This window comes from Paraburkholderia franconis (assembly GCF_009362735.1).
Classification (GTDB): Bacteria; Pseudomonadota; Gammaproteobacteria; order Burkholderiales; family Burkholderiaceae; genus Paraburkholderia; species Paraburkholderia franconis.
On sequence record NZ_WHNP01000003.1, the window covers coordinates 204,048 to 222,138 of the forward strand.

The window sequence follows — 18,091 nt, forward strand, 5'->3', positions numbered from 1 at the left end:
ACATTGAGATGCATAAATATTCTTTGATGGCAGTGGCCGTCGCGCTCTTCGCCACCGGCTGCACGATGGAGCCGAAGTATGAGCGGCCCGCCGCACCTGTGTCGGGCGCGTTCCCAAGCGACGGTGTCTATGCGACGCAGCCGGGGTCCGGCGCGGGCGCGCGTTCGGCGAACGGCCAAGCGGCCGTCGAAATCGGCTGGCGCGATTTCTTCGTCGATCAGCGGCTGCAACGGCTGATCGATATCGCGCTGAAGAACAACCGCGATCTGCGTGTGTCGGTGCTGAACATCGAGGCTTCGCGCGCGCAGTATCAGATCGCGCGCGCGGCGCTGATGCCGACGATCGACGCCGTCGCGTCGCAGACGAAGCAGCGCACGCCGAAAGACCTGTCGTTCTTCGGCAAGACGATTTCCAACGAGTACTCGGTTGGTCTGGACGCATCGTGGGAAATCGACTTCTTCGGACGTATCCGCAGCCTGAAGGACCAGGCGCTCGCGCAATATCTGGCGACGGCGCAGGCGCGCAAGGCCGCGGAGATCGCGCTGGTTGCTTCCGTCGCGGATCAGTATCTGACGGTGCTCGCCTTTGACGATTCGTTGAAGGTCACGCAGGACACGCTCAAGACCGCGCAAGAGTCGTATCGCATCACGAAGCTGCAGTACGACACGGGCACGGGTTCTGAACTCGATCTGCGTCAGGCTGAGACGGTTGTCGAACAGGCGAATGCGAATCTGCAGTCACAAGCGCGTCTGCGGGCACAGGCTGAGAATGCGCTCGTGCTGCTGATCGGCGAACCGTTGCCGACTGATATGCCGGGCGGACTTGCGCTCAACGACCAGGACTTGCTGACCGACATTCCAGCCGGTCTGCCGTCGGATCTGCTCACGCGTCGTCCCGACATCATGGAGGCCGAACAGAATCTGCTGGCGGCCAACGCGAACATCGGCGCGGCGCGCGCGGCATTCTTCCCGCGCGTTTCGCTGACGGGCAACTTCGGCACGTTGAGCCCGACGCTCGGCGGGCTGTTCAAGCCGGGTTCGGCGGCGTGGAGTTTCGCGCCGCAGATCACGCTGCCGATTTTCGAAGGCGGCCAGAATCGCGCGAACCTCGATCTCGCGAACGTCGAGAAGAACATCCAGATCGCGCAGTACGAGAAGGCGATCCAGACGGCGTTCCGAGAAGTGGCCGACGGGCTCGCCGCGCGCGGCACGTACGATCAGCAGATCAAGGCGCTCGAGCGCAACACGTTCGCGGAACAGCGCCGTCTCGATCTGTCGGACCTGCGTTACAGGAATGGCGTCGACAGCTATCTGGCCGTGCTGACCGCGCAGACCGATCTGTACACCTCGCAGCAGTCGCTGATCACGGCGCGCATGCAGCGTCTGACGAACCTTGTCGATCTGTACAAGGCGCTCGGCGGCGGATGGATCGAGCACGCGGGCGAGCAGCCGCGTCCCGCCGACGCACCCGTCGACTACGGCGCGGCCAGTGCGCCCGTTGCGGCATCGGCTGCGACGTCGGGCTGAGTCCCTCGCTGCATCGGCAGCAGTTTTTCCTTTCTCTGGCCAAAACGCCACGGCATGCCGTGGCGTTTTTTATTGTCGTCCTACAAACCTCGTCCGGATGGCTAATTCAGTTATCCAGATCGTTCATGTGCATCGCGAACCGCTAGTATCGGCACCTGATGGACGGAAGCTGATGGTCCATTTTCAGGGTTGTCAATTGACAACCATACGGCAGACGCTATAGACTGGAGTCGTTCATGAATCGTCGAACTCATTCGAAGAAGGAAGTCGAGTCGGCACTCGGCTATGCGGAAGAACACGGCTGGCGCGTGGTGCCCGGCACGGGCTGCGGGCATGCGTGGGGGCGAATGTATTGCCCCTTCAACGACAGCGATTGCCGATGTGGCGAGTTTTGCATCACCAGCATCTGGTGCACGCCGCGCAATGCAGTCAGTCACGCCAGAACGTTGCGCCGCATCGTGGAGAATTGCGCGCCGCATCGGCACAAGATCGTTTCTCTGCGCGTGATCGCCGAAGCGAAAAGGCGCGCGCGGGCGCAACAGCAGCACGGGCAGCAACAAGAGCAACAAGACCCGCAGGAGCAGCAACCAGGGAAGGACAAGGAGCAAACATGGAATACACCTTCACACTGAAGTACCGTCTGAGCGCGGAAGACTGCGACCATGACGACATCGTCGAGCGTCTCGCGGCGCAAGGCTGCGACGATGCAACCGTCGGTCTCGGTCAGCCGGGGCGTCTCGCGCTCGCATTTGCGCGCGAGGCAAAAAGCGCGACACATGCGCTAGTCAGCGCGCTGAAGGACGTGCGCCGCGCGGTGCCAACGGCGCAACTGGTCGAAGCCGCGCCGGATTTCGTCGGGCTGACGGATGTTGCGGAAGTGGCGGGCGTGTCGCGCCAGAACATGCGCAAGCTGATGCAGTCGCATGCCACGGAATTTCCCGCGCCCGTTCACGAGGGCAGCACGTCGTTGTGGCATCTGTCGGACGTGCTCGAATGGATGCACGATCGCGGCGGCTATGACATCGCGCCCGAGGTCTTCGAAGTGGCGAGATCGGCGAAGCAGATCAATCTGATGAAGGAGGCCCGTGATCTTGAGCCGAAGGTGACGCGACACTTCAACAACCTGGTTGCTTGAAGCGGGACGAAGGCGCCTGTTCTGCCGTTTGCGTGCGCACGACCGTAGTCATGCGCACGCGCGAGGCGTTAGTTGCGCCTGGCGCCTGGCGCAGCGTTTGGCGCAAGGCTTAGTGCATGTCGGCAGCGCGCAGCAATTCGTCGCCAGCGATGGTGTCGTCGTTGCCACCGCGTCCGTCGAAGTCATGACCGGCGCGGTGAATATCACGCTTCGCTGCGCGTTCGCCCTTCACGCCGTTGAAGATCAGGTTCAGCACGACAGCCGAAACCGATGCCAGAAGAATCCCGCTGTGCAGCAGCGGCGAGAGTGCGGGCGGCAGCTTCGAGAAGAAGTTCGGCGAGACCACGGGCACGAGGCCAAGGCCGATGCTCACGGCGATGATAAATAGGTTGTGATGGTTCTTCACGAAGTCCACTTTCGACAGCACCTTGATGCCGTTTGCCGCCACCATGCCGAACATCACGATGCCCGCACCGCCCAGCACGAAGGCCGGTACCGATGCGACCAACTGCGCCATCTTCGGGAACAGGCCGAGCAGCACGAGGATCACGCCGCCCATCGCGCACACGAAGCGGCTTTTGACGCCCGTCACGCCGATCAGGCCGACATTCTGCGAGAACGACGTATGAGGGAAGGAGTTGAAGATACCGCCGATCAGCGTGCCGAGACCGTCCACACGCAGACCCCGCACGAGTGTCTTCTGATCGACGGGTCGGTCCACCATGTCGCCAACGGCGAGGAACATCCCCGTCGATTCGATAAACGTCACGAACATCACCGTGACCATCGTCGCGATGGAGAGCGGATCGAAGTGCGGCAGACCGAAATGGAACGGCATCACGAAGCCGACCCATGGCGCGTTCGTCACGCCATCCATGTTCACGCGACCGAGCAGCGCAGCAATGATGAAGCCCGCCACGATGCCGAGCAGCACCGAAATATTCGCGATGAACCCTTTGCCGAACTTGTTGATCAGAAGGATGAGCGTGAGCACGACGAGCGACAGACCGAGGTAGACCGGATTGCCGTAATCCGGATTGCCGACTCCGCCTGCTGTCCAGTTGATGCCCACTTCCATCAGCGAAAGACCGATCACCGAGATCACCACGCCGACCACGACGGGAGGGAAAAAGCGCAGCAGCTTGCCGATCATCGGCGCGACGACGATGCCGATCACGCCGGCCGCGATCGTCGAGCCGAAGATGTCGAGAATGCCCAGGTTCGGGTTCGTGCCGATCGCGACCATCGGGCCGACTGCGGCGAACGTGCAGCCCATGATGACGGGCAGCCGGATGCCGAAGATCCACAGGCCGAGCGTCTGAATCAGTGTGGCGATGCCGCACGAAAAGAGGTCGGCGCTGATGAGGAAGGCGATTTGCTCTTTCGGCAGCTTGAGTGCACTGCCGATGATCAGCGGCACGGCGACGGCGCCTGCGTACATCACCAGCACGTGCTGGATGCCGAGCGTCAGCAACTGGCCGAAGGGCAGTCGCTCGTCGCACGGATGAACCGTGTTCGAGTGCATCTTGTCTCTCTCCACATCTGGTTTGGGGATGACTCCAAGGTATGCGGGACGAAAAAACGCGACAAGACCACGTCGTTCTATTTCAACCTTTGCCGCGACGATATGCATGAACCGGATTTGGAACCCACGTCCTATGCGGAATCGGAAGAATCCGCCCGCATCCCTTGTGGCGTGGTGGGGTGCGGGATTTTCATCAAAGGGGCGCTCAATGGTGACGTATCGGCAGCCATATGATGTGTATTGCGGTTCGCACATAATGCGTTTTCGGGCCGCGTCCGGTCGGGCGCGGGTTAACCCGCGCGGGTGGCCGTCGTGCACGGAATGGCCGTTCGCAACCTGTCCCGTTTCGACGCAAGCTGTCCCATCTCGACGGAGCGCAGCGTGCTTGGGAAGCGCGCAGTTCAACACCTACTTTCAAACCGCATTTAACCCATCGCATTCATGTCCTTTCTCGGCATCGATCTCGGCACAGGTTCACTGAAACTCGCAATCATCGACGACGAAGGCCGTGAGCAATGCGCGGCGAGCGTCGCGTATTCGATCGACACGCCGCAGCCGGGATGGGCGGAAATCGATCCGGAGGTCTGGTGGCGCGCGCTGCGCGAGGCGGCTTCGCGCTTGCCGCGGGCCCAACGCAGCGCCGTTCGGGCGATTGGTTTTTCCGGTCAGATGCACGGCGTCGTGTTGAGTGATGCACAAGGCAATGCAGTGCGGCCCGCGATGCTCTGGCCCGATACGCGCGCGCTGCCATTGCTCGACGCATGGCCCGCGCCGCAGCCGAACCCCGTCGCGCCGGGCATGGCAGGCCCACTGCTGCTATGGATCGCGCTGCACGAGCCGCAGTCCATGCAAGCGGCTCGCTGGGCCTTGCAACCGAAAGACTGGTTGCGCTTCAAGCTGGGTGGCGCGATCGCGACCGATCCTTCCGACGCCTGCGCGACCGCGCTCGCTGATCCATCCGGCATATGGGATCGCGCCTTGCTTGAACGTCTCGGGTTGCCGCTCGACCGGTTTGCACCGCTCGCCGCGTCGTATGCGGCGAGTGGCTCGCTGTCCGACCACGCGGCGCACGTGCTCGGTTTGCGCGCTGGCATCATGCTTGCCACAGGTGCAGGCGACACGCCCTGCGCCGCGCTGGGCAGTGGCCTCGCGGACGACGGCGACGCGCTGCTCACCACAGGCACGGGCGGACAGATTCTCGTGCTCGCGACACAACAGCCGAACGAGGCACAGGGCCTGCATCGCTACCGTGCCGCGACCGACCACTGGTATCGGATGGCCGCGATGCAGAACGTCGGCGTCGCGCTCGAAGCGGTACGGGGTTGGCTGTCTTACGAATGGTTTGATGCATATCGCGATGCGTTCGAATCCGATCCAGCGTCAGGCCTGACGTTCTTGCCTTATCTGACGGGCGAGCGCACGCCTTGGCTCAATCCCTCGGCGCGCGGTGGCTGGCTCGGGCTCGCGCTGGGCACATCGCGTGGCGCGATGATGCGGGCTGCATTCGAAGGCGTCGCGTTTTCGTTGCGCGCGGGGCTCGACGCGATCAGGCAAAGCGGCGCGCAAGTGTCGGCGCTGCGTCTCGCGGGCGGCGGTTCGGTCGATGCGCGCTGGCGCCAGTTGCTCGCCGACGCACTCGAAGTGGAACTGCATGCCGTCGATTGTCCCAACGCGGCGGCGCGCGGCGCGGCGATGCTCGGCGCAATCGCGTGCGGTCATTGGCATGCAAGCGATCTCGCTGCGCTCGCGCCCGCAGCGACACGCGTCGCGGGACCGCAAAACGATACGGCGCTTGCCGCGCGATACGCGCGCTTTGTTGATCTGTATGGCCGCGTCGAAGGCTGGTTCGTGCGCCCATCCGCCTGAGGCGCGCGCCGCGCGTCGCATGACGACAATCGCGCGACGCGGCATGCCACGGACGCGTCGCGATTGTCGGCGATGATGTCCGAAGCGCGGCGCGCGAACATGCGAGACAATCCGGGCCGCAATCGTTCACGGCAGTGAGGAACAGATTCAGATTCAAACTTAAATGGAACAGCCTTGGCGAACCACAGGAGAGCATTCACGATGAAGACGAAAGCAGCAATCGCATGGAAGGCCGGCGCACCGTTGACGATCGAAGAAGTCGACCTTGAAGGGCCGCGTGCCGGTGAAGTGCTGATCGAAGTGAAGGCGACGGGCATCTGCCACACGGACTACTACACGCTGTCGGGCGCCGATCCCGAGGGTCTCTTCCCGGCCATTCTCGGTCACGAAGGCGCGGGCGTCGTCGTCGATGTGGGGCCGGGCGTCGGCACGCTGAAGAAGGGCGATCATGTGATCCCTCTCTACACGCCCGAGTGCCGCCAGTGCAAGTTCTGCCTGTCGCGCAAGACGAATCTGTGTCAGGCGATCCGCTCGACGCAGGGCAGGGGCCTGATGCCCGATGCGACGTCGCGCTTTTCGCTCGACGGCAAGCCGCTCTTTCACTACATGGGCACATCGACGTTCTCGAACTACATCGTCGTGCCGGAGATCGCCGTCGCGAAGATCCGCGAGGACGCGCCGTTCGATAAGGTCTGCTATATCGGCTGCGGCGTGACGACGGGCGTCGGCGCTGTGGTCTATTCGGCGAAGGTCGAGGCGGGCGCGAATGTGGTCGTGTTCGGTCTGGGCGGCATCGGCCTCAATGTGATCCAGGGCGCGAAGATGGTCGGCGCTGACAAGATCATCGGCGTCGACATCAACCCGGGCCGCGTCGAACTGGCGAAGAAGTTCGGCATGACGCACTTCATCAACCCGAAGGAAGTCGAGAACGTCGTCGACCATATCGTGCAGCTCACCGACGGCGGCGCCGACTATTCGTTCGAATGCGTCGGCAATACGACGCTGATGCGCCAGGCACTCGAATGCACGCACAAGGGCTGGGGCCAGTCGTTCATCATCGGCGTGGCGGCGGCGGGCGAGGAGATCAGCACGCGGCCGTTCCAGCTGGTGACGGGTCGTCAATGGAAGGGCTCGGCGTTCGGCGGCGCGCGCGGCCGCACCGACGTGCCGAAGATCGTCGACTGGTACATGGAAGGCAAGATCAACATCGACGATCTGATCACGCATCACCTGAAGCTCGACCAGATCAACGAAGGCTTCGACCTGATGAAGAAGGGCGAGTCGATCCGATCGGTGGTCATCTACTAAAGGAGCGCGCGATGCTCGAACTGATCGAATCGCATGCGTCGTTCGGCGGGACGCAGCGTATCTACAGGCACGAGTCGAAGGCGATCGGGCTGCCGATGCGCTTCTCGGTCTTCATGCCGAAAGAGGCGTCGCAGCGGAAGGTGCCGGCGCTGTTCTACCTTGCAGGCCTGACCTGTACCGAAGAGACGTTCCCGATCAAAGCGGGCGCGCAGCGCTTCGCCGCGCAGCACGGCATCGCGTTGATCGCGCCCGATACGAGTCCGCGTGGCGCGGGCGTGCCGGGCGAGAGCGCGTCGTGGGACTTCGGCGTCGGCGCGGGCTTCTACGTCGATGCGACGCAGGAGCCCTGGTCGAAACATTACCGGATGTACTCGTACGTGCGGGACGAACTGCGCGAAACGGTCGTGAACGAACTGCCGGTCGATGGTGAAAGACTCGGCATCTTCGGTCACTCAATGGGCGGGCACGGCGCGCTGATGCTCGCGCTGCGCAATCCGGACATCTATCGGTCGGTGTCCGCGTTCGCGCCGATTGCCGCGCCGATGCGCTGTCCGTGGGGCGAGAAGGCGTTTAGCGGCTATCTCGGCGCTGATCGCGAGGCATGGAAGCAGTACGACGCGAGCGAACTGGTCGGCAAGGCGACACGAAAGTTCGCGGCAGGTATCCTGGTCGATCAGGGCCTCGCCGATCAGTTTCTCGCCGAGCAGCTCAACCCCGACGTGTTCGAAGCCGCCTGCAACGCAGCGGGGCAGCCGCTCACCCTGCGTCGGCATGAAGGCTACGACCACGGCTATTTCTTCATCTCGACGTTCATCGAGGATCATCTCGCGCATCACGCGAAGGTGTTGCTCGGCTGATCTTCACCGGCGATAGCATGAAAAGCAAAACGGGGTGGCTCGCAAGCCACCCCGTTCTTTATCTGCGCATGTGCTGCGCCATCAGGCTCGCGCCATAGACCAGCGCCGCGAGCAACGTGATCCAGAAGCTCGTCGGCCAGTCGGTATAGAAAGCGAGCGTCACGCCGATCCACGCCTGCGCGAGCGCGAGCAGCGCGGCGACCACGAGGCCGACGGAAAGACGCGTCGACAGGTTTTGCGCCGCCGCCGCCGGCCCGACCATCAGCGTGAACACGAGCAGCACGCCGACGATCTGCGTGCACGCAGCCACCGCGAGCGCGGCAATCGCCAGAAACAGCACCGACACGAGTCGCAGCGACACGCCTTTCGCTTCCGCCAGTTCCGGCTGCAACGATGCGAACAGCAAAGGCCGCATGATTGCCGCCAACGCCAGCAGGCTGACGACGCCGAGCGCGGCGAGCACCGCGAGCGTTGCCGAACTGACGCCGAGCACATTGCCGAACAGCAAGGCCGTGACCTGCGTCGCGTATGCGGTGAAGAAGTGCAGGAACAGCAAGCCGAAGCCCAGCGCAAGCGACAGGACCACGCCGATCGCCACATCGCGTCCCGCGAGCTTTTCGCCGAGCGCGCCCATGCCCACGCCCGCCGCGAGCGTGAAGCCGATCATCCCCCAGATCGGCGAAATGCCGATCAGCACGGCGCCCGTCGCGCCCGTGAAGCCGACGTGCGACAGCGCGTGTCCCGCGAAGGTCTGCCCGCGCATCACGAGGAAGTAGCCGACGATGCCCGACAGCACCGCGACAATCCCCGACGCCGCGAAGGCGTTCACCATGAAATCGTATTCAAACATCGTGCGTGTGTCCGTCGCGTGAGGCGTGATGGTGCGCATGTCCGTGGCCGTGCGCGTGGTCATGCGCATGCCCGTGGCTATGCGGCTCGCCATGCTGATGGTCGTCTTCGTGCTCGTGATCGTGCTTCTCGACTTCGACGTCGCCCGACATCACGAAGATGCGGCCGTTCACGCGCATCACTTCGATGGTCGAGCCATAGAGGCGCGAAAGCACCGGCTTCGTGATCACTTCATCGACGGTGCCGAGCGCGGCGACGCCATTGCCCAGATACAGCACACGATCGAGCGCATGCAGCAGCGGGTTGAGCTCGTGCGCGGAGAACAGCACGGCGATGCCGAGCTCCTGCTGCACGCGCTTCACCAGCTCGACGACCGCCTTCTGGTGATGCGGATCGAGGCTGATCAGCGGCTCGTCGAGCAGCAGCAGGCGCGGATTGCCGAGCAGACATTGCGCGAGCAGCAGCCGTTGACGCTCGCCGCCCGACAGCTCGGACAACGGCCTTGCAGCCAGCGCACTGCCGCCGACCAGCTCCAGCACGCGATCGACATCGGCACATGTTTTGGCATCGGCATGCGGCAGACCCCAACGATGCCCGTCGGCCGCCATTGCGACGAAATCGCGTCCGCGCACGCGCCGGCCGGCGAGCGCGCTGCGCGTCTGCGGCATGTAGCCTATCGACGGATTGCCGCGCACCACGGGCTCGCCGAGCACGCGCACCGTGCCGCGTGCAGCGGGGACGAGCCCGAGCACCGAGCGCATCAGCGTCGTTTTACCCGCGCCGTTTGGCCCGAGCACGCCGATGAACTCGCCCTGGTTGATCGTGAAGCTGGTGTCGCGCAGGATCTCGCGGTCGCCGAGTTCGAGCGTCACGCGATCCAGTTCGAGCACGGGCGCGTTGCCAGGCGATGCGGCGCGGCGAGGCATGTTCATGGGGTCTTTCCTTGGTTCGCACCGCCGCCGTTGCCTGCGGCCAGCGCGTTTCCGAGCGCGTCGAGCTGCGCCAGCATCCATTGCTGGAACGTCTTGCCGGCGGGTTGCGTCTCCGTCACGCTGACCGTCGGCACGCGCGATTGCTGCGCGAGTTTCAGCATGCGTTTCGTGAGGGCTTCCGTTGCCTGGCTGTTGTAGATCAGAACGCGCACGCGTCGCTCGCGAAGATCGCGCTCGAATGCAGCGATATCCGATGCACTCGCTTCCGTGTCGTTCATCGCGGCGAGCTGAAAGCGCTGGTTACGCATATCGAGTCCGATCGCATCGGACATGTAGCCGAACACCGGCTCGGTCGCCGTCACGCTCACATGCGCGTACTGGCTGCGCAGCGCGGCGATCTTGTCGTTCAGCGGCTTGAGCGAATCGAGAAACTTCGCGAGGTTCGCATCGTACACGGCCTTGTGCGACGGATCGGCTGCTGTCAGCGCCGCGCTCACCGCGCGGGCGACGGCGGGCATCGTCGACGGCTCGTACCACAGATGCGGATTGTCGCCGCTCTTCTTGCCGACGAGATCGGCCGCGACGATCATCTTGCGCTTGTCGCTCTTCGACGCATTCAGCAGCTTCGCCATCCACGGATCGTAATCGGCGCCGTTGTAGACGACAAGGCTCGCGCGCTGCAACGCGCGCGCCGTCTTCGGGCTCGCTTCGAACAGATGCGGGTCCTGGTCGGGATTGCTCAGGATGCTGGTCACGTCGACGCGGTCGCCTCCCAGTTGCTGCACGACGTCGCCATAAAAGTTTTCTGCGGCGACGACGGGAATTTTCGCATCCTGCGCATGCGCCGCCTGAGTAAATGCGACGGCCATCAGCGTCGAAGCGGCGGCTCGCGTCAGAAACTTCCACATCGAGTTGTTCTTCTTCATATCGGATTGACCTGTGGTTTGAGATGCGTCGGGTTGAACGAAAGGGGCGCGGCGTTACGGGTGAGCGTGCTTGCACGCCGCGCACAGCCCGCTCAGTTCGACGACCTGGTGATGCACTTCGAAACCGGGTGCGCTATGCGACAACTGCGCGGCCACTCCATCGCCGGGAATCTCGACCGTTTCGCCGCACGCTTCGCACATCAGGAACTGGCTCTGATGCGGTTCGCCCACCTGGCAACACGCGAAAAACGCATTCTTCGATTCGATCCGATGCACGAAGCCATGCTCGACGAGAAACTCGAGCACACGGTAGACCGTGGTCGGCGGCACGCGGCCGCGCTGCGGTTCGAGCGCCGCGAGCAGGTCATACGCACCGACGGGGCGCTCGCTCTGCGCGATCAGCGTATAGACCTGGCGGCGCAGCGTCGTCAGCGCGAGACCGCGTTCGGCCGCGAGCGCATCGGCGCGGGCCAGCTTGCGCGCGAGCTTGTTTGCGGACGGCGCGGCCGGATCGCCGGGACGGGCGGCGTCATGAAAAGCGTGAGCATCGGATGAACGGGCCATGTCACGACCTCCGGGCAGCGTCGGAATGAACGAAGACGCAATGATATAACGTATCTCGAAAAATTGTCATTGCCCGTTGCAAAGTCATCGCCGATTCTTAGAAAGAAGCGCTGTATCGCGAGCCCTTTGACGCTGCCGCGCTGCACCATCGAAATTGCGCGACGCGCCTTGACATGACCGGACGCGTATCCGATCATTCGATCACAGCGAGAGCAATTGCTCGGAAAACGAGCGTTCGCTCATGCTGATTCGAAGAATCAAACGAACCGGAGACAGGTTGTGACAGCCCGACTGCAAGGCAAGGTGGCGATTCTGACGGGCGCAGCGAGCGGTATCGGCGAGGCGGTGGCCCGCCGCTATCTCGAGGAGGGAGCGCGCTGCGTGCTGGTCGACGTGAAGCCGGCTGGCGAGTTCGCGCACGCACTGCGCGAAACGGAAGGCGACCGCGTGCTGACGATCAGCGCGGACGTGACGCGCCGCGAAGAGATCGCGCGCATCGTCGACGAGACGGTGCAGCGCTTCGGTCAGATCGACATTCTTTTCAACAACGCGGCGCTGTTCGACATGCGCCCGCTGCTCGACGAATCCTGGGATATTTTCGACAAGCTCTTCGCGGTCAACGTGAAGGGTATGTTCTTCCTGATGCAGGCCGTCGCGCAGCGCATGGTCGAGCAGGGACACGGCGGCAAGATCATCAACATGTCGTCGCAGGCGGGCCGCCGCGGCGAAGCGCTCGTGTCGCACTACTGCGCGACCAAGGCGGCCGTGCTGAGCTATACGCAATCGGCCGCGCTGGCGCTCGCGCCTCACGGGATCAACGTGAACGGCATCGCCCCGGGCGTCGTCGATACGCCGATGTGGGATCAGGTCGATGCCCTTTTCGCGCGTTACGAGAACCGGCCGCTCGGCGAGAAGAAGCGTCTCGTCGGTGAAGCGGTGCCGCTGGGCAGGATGGGGCTGCCCGCGGATCTGACGGGGGCGGCGCTGTTCCTCGCGTCTTCGGATGCGGATTACATCACCGCGCAAACCCTGAACGTCGACGGCGGCAACTGGATGAGCTGACCGTCATTCATTCACCGGCATCCAATTCCGGCGTTCTGCGCGCACCCGCCGGTCACGTACCAAAACGCAAGTACGAATAAAGGAGACAAACGATGAAGCCCACCTTCAAACCCGCGCTCAATGTATTCGGCGCTGCGGCGCTCGCGTGCGCCGCGTTCAGCGCGAACGCGGCGACCGTGACGATCGCGACGTTGAACAATCCGGACATGATCGAGCTGAAGAAGCTGTCGCCGGCATTCGAGAAAGCGAATCCCGACATCAAGCTGAACTGGGTGATCCTGGAAGAAAACGTGCTGCGTCAGCGCGCGACGACCGACATCACGACGGGCAGCGGCCAGTTCGACGTGATGACGATCGGCGCCTATGAAACGCCGCAATGGGGCAAGCGCGGCTGGCTCGCGCCGCTCACGGGCCTGCCCGCCGATTACGACCTGAACGACGTCGTGAAGACGGCGCGGGACGGTCTTTCGTACAACGGCACGCTGTTCGCGCTGCCGTTCTATGTAGAAAGCTCGATGACGTACTACCGCAAGGATCTGTTCGCGGCGAAGGGCCTGAAGATGCCCGACGCGCCGACGTATGACCAGATCGCCCAGTTCGCCGACAAACTCACCGACAAATCGGCGGGCATGTACGGCATCTGCTTGCGCGGCAAGGCCGGCTGGGGCGAGAACATGGCCTACGTGACGACGCTCGTGAATACGTTCGGCGGCCGCTGGTTCGACGAAAAGTGGAATGCGCAGCTGACGACGCCCGAATGGAAAAAGGCCGTTTCGTTCTATACGGACCTGCTGAAGAAGGACGGCCCTCCGGGAGCGAGCTCGAACGGCTTCAACGAGAACCTCACGCTGATGTCGTCGGGCAAGTGCGCGATGTGGATCGACGCGACGGTCGCGGCGGGCATGCTCTACAACAAGCAGCAATCGCAGATCTCGGACAAGGTCGGCTTCGCGGCCGCGCCGACCCAGGCGACGCCGAACGGCTCGCACTGGCTGTGGGCATGGGCGCTGGCGATTCCGAAGTCGTCGAAGCAGGCCGATGCCGCGAAGAAGTTCATTACCTGGGCGACGTCGAAGCAGTACATCGAGCTCGTCGCGAAGGATGAAGGCTGGGCCTCGGTGCCGCCGGGCACGCGCCAGTCGACGTATGCGCGCCCTGAGTACAAGCAGGCCGCGCCGTTCGCGGACTTCGTGCTGAAGGCGATCGAGACGGCTGACCCGAACCATCCGACGGCCAAGCCGGTGCCGTACACGGGCGTGCAGTTCGTCGGCATCCCCGAGTTCCAGTCGTTCGGCACGGTGGTCGGCCAGAGCATCTCGGGCGCCGTCGCGGGCCAGATGTCTGTCGATCAGGCGCTCGCAGCCGGCAACGCGACAGCCGACCGCGCCGTCAAGCAGGCCGGCTACCAGAAATAACGATGAAGTGAAAATGGGCACGTCGTTTGCGTTTCCCCTGGCGCAAGCGACGTACCCAGCCCGTAGCCTCGAAACCAGGCCGTAACGATGTAACGCGCCGGCTGACAGCACACCGTCAGCCGGACCCTGGCAGCACAGCGAGCCGCAAGCCCCGCGACCCGCGCACTACCGAAGAGGTGGTCCATCATGCGTCTTCATTTGCGTCTACCCCTCATGCACGCACAACCTCAGCCCAAAACAGAACACGAGCGAGAAGAGCGCAAGGCCGCGCACGCGCGCTGGCTCGTTTCGCCATCCGTAGGCCTCCTCGTTCTGTGGATGACGATACCGCTCGCGATGACGATCTGGTTTTCGTTCTCGCGCTACAACCTGCTGAATCCGGATGAAAAGGGGTTCGCGGGTATCGACAACTACAAGTTCCTCGCCGGCGATCCTGCATTCGGTCCGTCGATCCTGCACACGCTGCAACTGATCGTCGCCGTGCTGGTCATCACGGTGGTGGGCGGCGTGCTGATGGCGGTGCTGTTCGACCGCAAGTTCTATGGGCAGGGCATCGCGAGGCTGCTCGCGATCGCGCCGTTCTTCGTGATGCCGACGGTGAGCGCGCTGATCTGGAAGAACATGATCCTGCACCCGGTGTACGGGCTCGTCGCGCAGGGCATGCGCGCGATCGGCCTGACGCCGATCGACTGGTTCGCCGACTATCCGTTGACGGCCGTGATCATCATCGTCGCGTGGCAGTGGCTGCCGTTCGCGTTCCTCATTCTGTTCACGGCGATCCAGTCGCTCGACCAGGAGCAGAAGGAAGCGGCGAAGATCGACGGTGCCGGTCCGTTTTCGATGTTCTTCTTCATCACGCTGCCGCACCTGAGGCGGGCGATCGCCGTGGTCGTGATGATGGAAACCATTTTCCTGCTGTCGATCTTCGCCGAAATCTACACGACGACGGGCGGCGGTCCGGGCAACGCGACGACCAACCTGTCGTACCTGATCTACGCGCTTGGCCTGCAACAGTTCGACGTCGGCCTTGCATCGGCAGGGGGGATTCTCGCCGTGGTGCTCGCGAATATCGTGTCGTTCTTCCTCGTGCGCATGCTCGCGAAGAACCTGAAAGGGGAGTACGAAAAATGAGCCAGGTTGCTGCTACACCCGTTACGACGACCCAGTCGTCGGCCGCTTCGCCGCTCGCCGTCATCCGGCGCAGCATTCCCGGCATCATCGCGTGGCTGCTCGCGTTGCTGCTGTTCTTCCCGATCTTCTGGATGACAATCACGGCATTCAAGACCGAGCAGCAGGCGTACGCGTCTTCGCTCTTCTTCATGCCGACGCTCGACAGCTTCCGCGAGGTTTTTGCGCGCAGCAATTACTTCGGCTTCGCGTGGAACTCGATCCTGATCTCGGTCGGCGTGACGCTGCTGTGCCTGATTCTCGCCGTGCCGTGCGCGTACGCGATGGCGTTCTTCCCGACCGGCCGCACGCAGAAAGTGCTGCTGTGGATGCTGTCGACGAAGATGATGCCGTCAGTCGGCGTGCTGGTGCCGATCTATCTGCTGTGGAAGAACAGCGGACTGCTCGATACCGTCACGGGCCTCGTCATCGTCTACACGCTGATCAATCTGCCGATCGCCGTATGGATGGCGTTCACGTACTTCGCCGAAATTCCGCGCGACATTCTCGAAGCGGGCCGCATCGACGGCGCCGCGACGTGGCAGGAGATCGTCTATCTGCTGATGCCGATGGCGCTGCCGGGGCTCGCATCGACGGCGCTCTTGCTCGTGATCCTGTCGTGGAACGAGGCGTTCTGGAGCATCAACCTGTCGAGTTCGAACGCTGCGCCGCTCACTGTCTTCATCGCGTCGTATTCGAGCCCTGAAGGCCTGTTCTGGGCGAAGCTGTCGGCGGCGTCGCTGCTGGCCGTCGCTCCGATCCTGATTGTCGGTTGGGTTTCGCAGAAACAGCTGGTGCGTGGCCTTACGTTCGGGGCGGTCAAGTGACGGACACGAGAACGGAAGCCAGGCCCGGACAAAGCGTCGCGCTCATCTGCGATTGCGACGGCGTGCTGATCGACAGCGAAGCCGTCGCGGCTGCGATGCTCGTGCACGAGCTCGAAGCGCGCTGGCCCGATGCCGACGTCGCGCCCGTCGTGATGCCGTTGCTGGGCTTGCGCATCGAGAGCGTGCTGCAAGGCACGGCGACGCAGCTCGGCAAGACGTTGACGCCCGCGGAAATCGCCGCGATTCGCAGCACGGTCGAAGCCGCGGCCGTGCAGGCGCCGATGGTCGACGGCATCGAGGCGGCGCTCGCGAGCATTCCGCTCACGAAGGCCTGCGCGAGCAACAGCTTTCGCGCGTACGTCGAAGCGGCACTGGCGCGCACGGGCCTCGTCCGGCATTTCGGCAACCGGTTGTTTTGCGCGGATGCCGTCGCGCAGCCGAAGCCCGCGCCCGACGTCTATCTCGCCGCCGCGCGCGGACTGGGCGTGAGCGCCGATGCGTGCCTCGTCATCGAAGACAGCGTGACGGGCGTGACGGCGGCGACGGCGGCGGGCATGACGGTGTATGGATTCATCGGCGGCGGCCATGCGAGCGACGAGCAGATCGGCGCGTTGCACCGCGTGGGCGCGCAACAGGTATTCGACGACATGATGCAATTGCCGGGACTGGTCGCGGACTGGATGCAGCGCATAGCGGTCGCGTGATGGTCGGACGGGCATCGCACGAAGCCCTCTATCCGGCAAAGCGATTGAACGTAGTAGAGAAGCAGCAACTATTTTGCATGGGACGGAAGTAGACGTTAAAGCGCCAACTCCCGTCGACAATGGAGACACATCATGGCAAGCGTAACTCTGCGCAACATCAGGAAAGCCTACGACGACAACGAGGTGATGCGCGACATCAACCTCGACATTCAGGACGGCGAGTTCGTGGTGTTCGTCGGGCCGAGCGGCTGCGGCAAGTCCACGCTGATGCGGATGATCGCCGGCCTCGAAGACATCACGGGCGGCGATCTGCAGATCGACGGCACGCGCATGAACGACGTGCCGCCCGCCAAGCGCGGCATTGCGATGGTGTTCCAGTCGTACGCGCTGTATCCGCACATGACGCTGTACGACAACATGGCGTTCGGCCTCAAGCTCGCGGGCACGAAGAAGCCGGAGATCGACGCCGCCGTGCGCAATGCCGCGAAGATCCTGCACATCGACCATCTGCTCGAACGCAAGCCGAAGCAGCTGTCGGGCGGCCAGCGGCAGCGCGTCGCAATCGGCCGCGCGATCACGCGCAAGCCGAAGGTGTTCCTGTTCGACGAACCGCTGTCGAACCTCGATGCCGCGCTGCGCGTGAAGATGCGCCTCGAATTCGCGCGTCTACATGACGAGCTCAAGACAACGATGATCTACGTCACGCACGATCAGGTCGAAGCGATGACGCTCGCGGACAAGATCGTCGTGCTGTCGGCGGGCAATCTGGAACAGGTGGGCAGCCCGAACATGCTGTATCACGCGCCCGCGAACCGCTTTGTCGCCGGCTTCATCGGCTCGCCGAAGATGAACTTCCTCGAAGGCGTCGTGCAGTCGGTGTCGGCGAACGGCGTGCTCGTGAAGTACGAAACGGGCGAGACGCAGCTCGTGCTGGTCGAACCCGGCCGCGCGAAAGAGGGTGACAAGGTGACGGTCGGCATCCGGCCCGAGCATCTGCATATCGACGTGGCGGACTATGGCGTGTCGGCGCGCATCATGGCAGTCGAATCTCTCGGCGATGCGGCGTACCTGTACGCCGAAAGCAGCGTCGCGCCCGATGGCCTGATCGCGCGCATTCCGCCGCTTGAACGGCACGAGAAAGGCACGACGATCCGGCTCGGCGCAACGCCCGATCATTGCCATCTGTTCGACAGCGACGGGCAGGCATTCCAGCGGAAGATCGTCGAGGTGCTTGCGGCGTGATCGAGCGATAAGAAAGCGCTGAACGAGGGCGTGTTCGAGCGCGCAGATACGGGCGCCGTTGTTCCGCCGTTGCCGCAAAGGTGACGGCGGAACAACGGCGCCTTGCTTTTGCAGACTCGGACTTATCCGATATTTCCGCGACCTATCCCATATCAAAATTGTGCATCGTCTGACGGGATGCCTGAG

Annotated in this window: 16 protein-coding genes and 1 pseudogene; 12 read left to right on the forward strand and 5 right to left on the reverse strand. The window is 63.4% G+C overall.

Annotated elements, in window-relative coordinates:
- Window positions 1–8 precede the first annotated feature (8 nt).
- The 3 genes and pseudogenes from GCT13_RS04370 (at window position 9) to GCT13_RS04380 (ending at window position 2,661) form a co-directional block, all read left to right on the forward strand.
- Window positions 9–1,526: an efflux transporter outer membrane subunit gene (locus tag GCT13_RS04370; RefSeq protein ID WP_152755523.1), complete on the forward strand. Its 1,518-nt coding sequence runs from the start codon at window positions 9–11 to the stop codon at window positions 1,524–1,526.
- A 236-nt stretch (window positions 1,527–1,762) separates the two neighbouring features.
- Window positions 1,763–2,008 (forward strand): annotated as a pseudogene (locus GCT13_RS51610) (hypothetical protein); the annotation flags it as partial.
- Window positions 2,009–2,136: 128 nt separating this feature from the next.
- Window positions 2,137–2,661 (forward strand): helix-turn-helix transcriptional regulator, encoded by a 525-nt coding sequence (locus GCT13_RS04380; protein WP_152755525.1) that lies wholly within the window; start codon window positions 2,137–2,139, stop codon window positions 2,659–2,661.
- Between the two features lie 109 nt (window positions 2,662–2,770).
- On the opposite strand, the gene GCT13_RS04385 is transcribed toward GCT13_RS04380, so the two are convergent.
- A complete protein-coding gene (locus GCT13_RS04385; RefSeq protein WP_152755526.1) occupies window positions 2,771–4,186 on the reverse strand; it encodes a nucleobase:cation symporter-2 family protein in 1,416 nt (471 codons plus the stop codon).
- A gap of 441 nt (window positions 4,187–4,627) precedes the next feature.
- Here GCT13_RS04385 and GCT13_RS04390 point away from each other — a divergent pair, with 441 nt between their 5' ends.
- The 3 genes from GCT13_RS04390 (at window position 4,628) to fghA (ending at window position 8,217) form a co-directional block, all read left to right on the forward strand.
- On the forward strand, window positions 4,628–6,052 hold the full coding sequence (locus GCT13_RS04390) for a xylulokinase (protein WP_152755527.1): 1,425 nt from the start codon (window positions 4,628–4,630) through the stop codon (window positions 6,050–6,052).
- A 201-nt stretch (window positions 6,053–6,253) separates the two neighbouring features.
- On the forward strand, window positions 6,254–7,360 hold the full coding sequence (locus tag GCT13_RS04395) for an S-(hydroxymethyl)glutathione dehydrogenase/class III alcohol dehydrogenase (RefSeq protein ID WP_152755528.1): 1,107 nt from the start codon (window positions 6,254–6,256) through the stop codon (window positions 7,358–7,360).
- An 11-nt stretch (window positions 7,361–7,371) separates the two neighbouring features.
- Window positions 7,372–8,217, forward strand: a complete 846-nt coding sequence (gene fghA, locus GCT13_RS04400) for an S-formylglutathione hydrolase (protein WP_152755529.1) — start codon at window positions 7,372–7,374, stop codon at window positions 8,215–8,217.
- A 58-nt stretch (window positions 8,218–8,275) separates the two neighbouring features.
- Here fghA and GCT13_RS04405 read toward each other — a convergent pair whose 3' ends face one another.
- The 4 genes from GCT13_RS04405 to GCT13_RS04420 are packed head-to-tail and all read right to left on the reverse strand — an operon-like array spanning window position 8,276 to window position 11,488.
- Entirely contained in the window at window positions 8,276–9,067 is a 792-nt protein-coding gene (locus GCT13_RS04405; protein WP_152755647.1) for a metal ABC transporter permease, read from the reverse strand.
- A complete protein-coding gene (locus GCT13_RS04410; protein ID WP_152755530.1) occupies window positions 9,060–9,998 on the reverse strand; it encodes an ABC transporter ATP-binding protein in 939 nt (312 codons plus the stop codon). Before GCT13_RS04410 ends, GCT13_RS04405 begins: the two co-directional genes overlap by 8 nt.
- The gene (locus GCT13_RS04415) at window positions 9,995–10,924 is read right to left on the reverse strand and encodes a metal ABC transporter solute-binding protein (RefSeq protein WP_152755531.1); all 930 of its coding nucleotides are present in this window, start codon (window positions 10,922–10,924) and stop codon (window positions 9,995–9,997) included. The genes GCT13_RS04410 and GCT13_RS04415 overlap by 4 nt, the downstream gene beginning before the upstream one ends.
- Window positions 10,925–10,978: 54 nt before the next feature.
- On the reverse strand, window positions 10,979–11,488 hold the full coding sequence (locus GCT13_RS04420) for a Fur family transcriptional regulator (RefSeq protein WP_152755532.1): 510 nt from the start codon (window positions 11,486–11,488) through the stop codon (window positions 10,979–10,981).
- A 279-nt stretch (window positions 11,489–11,767) separates the two neighbouring features.
- On the opposite strand from GCT13_RS04420, the gene GCT13_RS04425 reads away from it, so the two are divergent.
- The 6 genes from GCT13_RS04425 (at window position 11,768) to GCT13_RS04450 (ending at window position 17,905) form a co-directional block, all read left to right on the forward strand.
- Entirely contained in the window at window positions 11,768–12,550 is a 783-nt protein-coding gene (locus GCT13_RS04425; protein ID WP_321574181.1) for an L-iditol 2-dehydrogenase, read from the forward strand.
- Between the two features lie 92 nt (window positions 12,551–12,642).
- Complete coding sequence (locus GCT13_RS04430) at window positions 12,643–13,965, forward strand: ABC transporter substrate-binding protein (protein ID WP_152755533.1); 1,323 nt, start codon at window positions 12,643–12,645, stop codon at window positions 13,963–13,965.
- Window positions 13,966–14,151: 186 nt separating this feature from the next.
- A complete protein-coding gene (locus GCT13_RS04435) occupies window positions 14,152–15,096 on the forward strand; it encodes a carbohydrate ABC transporter permease (RefSeq protein WP_152755534.1) in 945 nt (314 codons plus the stop codon).
- The gene (locus tag GCT13_RS04440) at window positions 15,093–15,959 is read left to right on the forward strand and encodes a carbohydrate ABC transporter permease (RefSeq protein ID WP_152755535.1); all 867 of its coding nucleotides are present in this window, start codon (window positions 15,093–15,095) and stop codon (window positions 15,957–15,959) included. Before GCT13_RS04435 ends, GCT13_RS04440 begins: the two co-directional genes overlap by 4 nt.
- Complete coding sequence (locus tag GCT13_RS04445; RefSeq protein WP_321574182.1) at window positions 15,956–16,663, forward strand: HAD family hydrolase; 708 nt, start codon at window positions 15,956–15,958, stop codon at window positions 16,661–16,663. Before GCT13_RS04440 ends, GCT13_RS04445 begins: the two co-directional genes overlap by 4 nt.
- A gap of 132 nt (window positions 16,664–16,795) precedes the next feature.
- The gene (locus GCT13_RS04450) at window positions 16,796–17,905 is read left to right on the forward strand and encodes an ABC transporter ATP-binding protein (RefSeq protein WP_152755537.1); all 1,110 of its coding nucleotides are present in this window, start codon (window positions 16,796–16,798) and stop codon (window positions 17,903–17,905) included.
- Window positions 17,906–18,091: the final 186 nt, after the last annotated feature.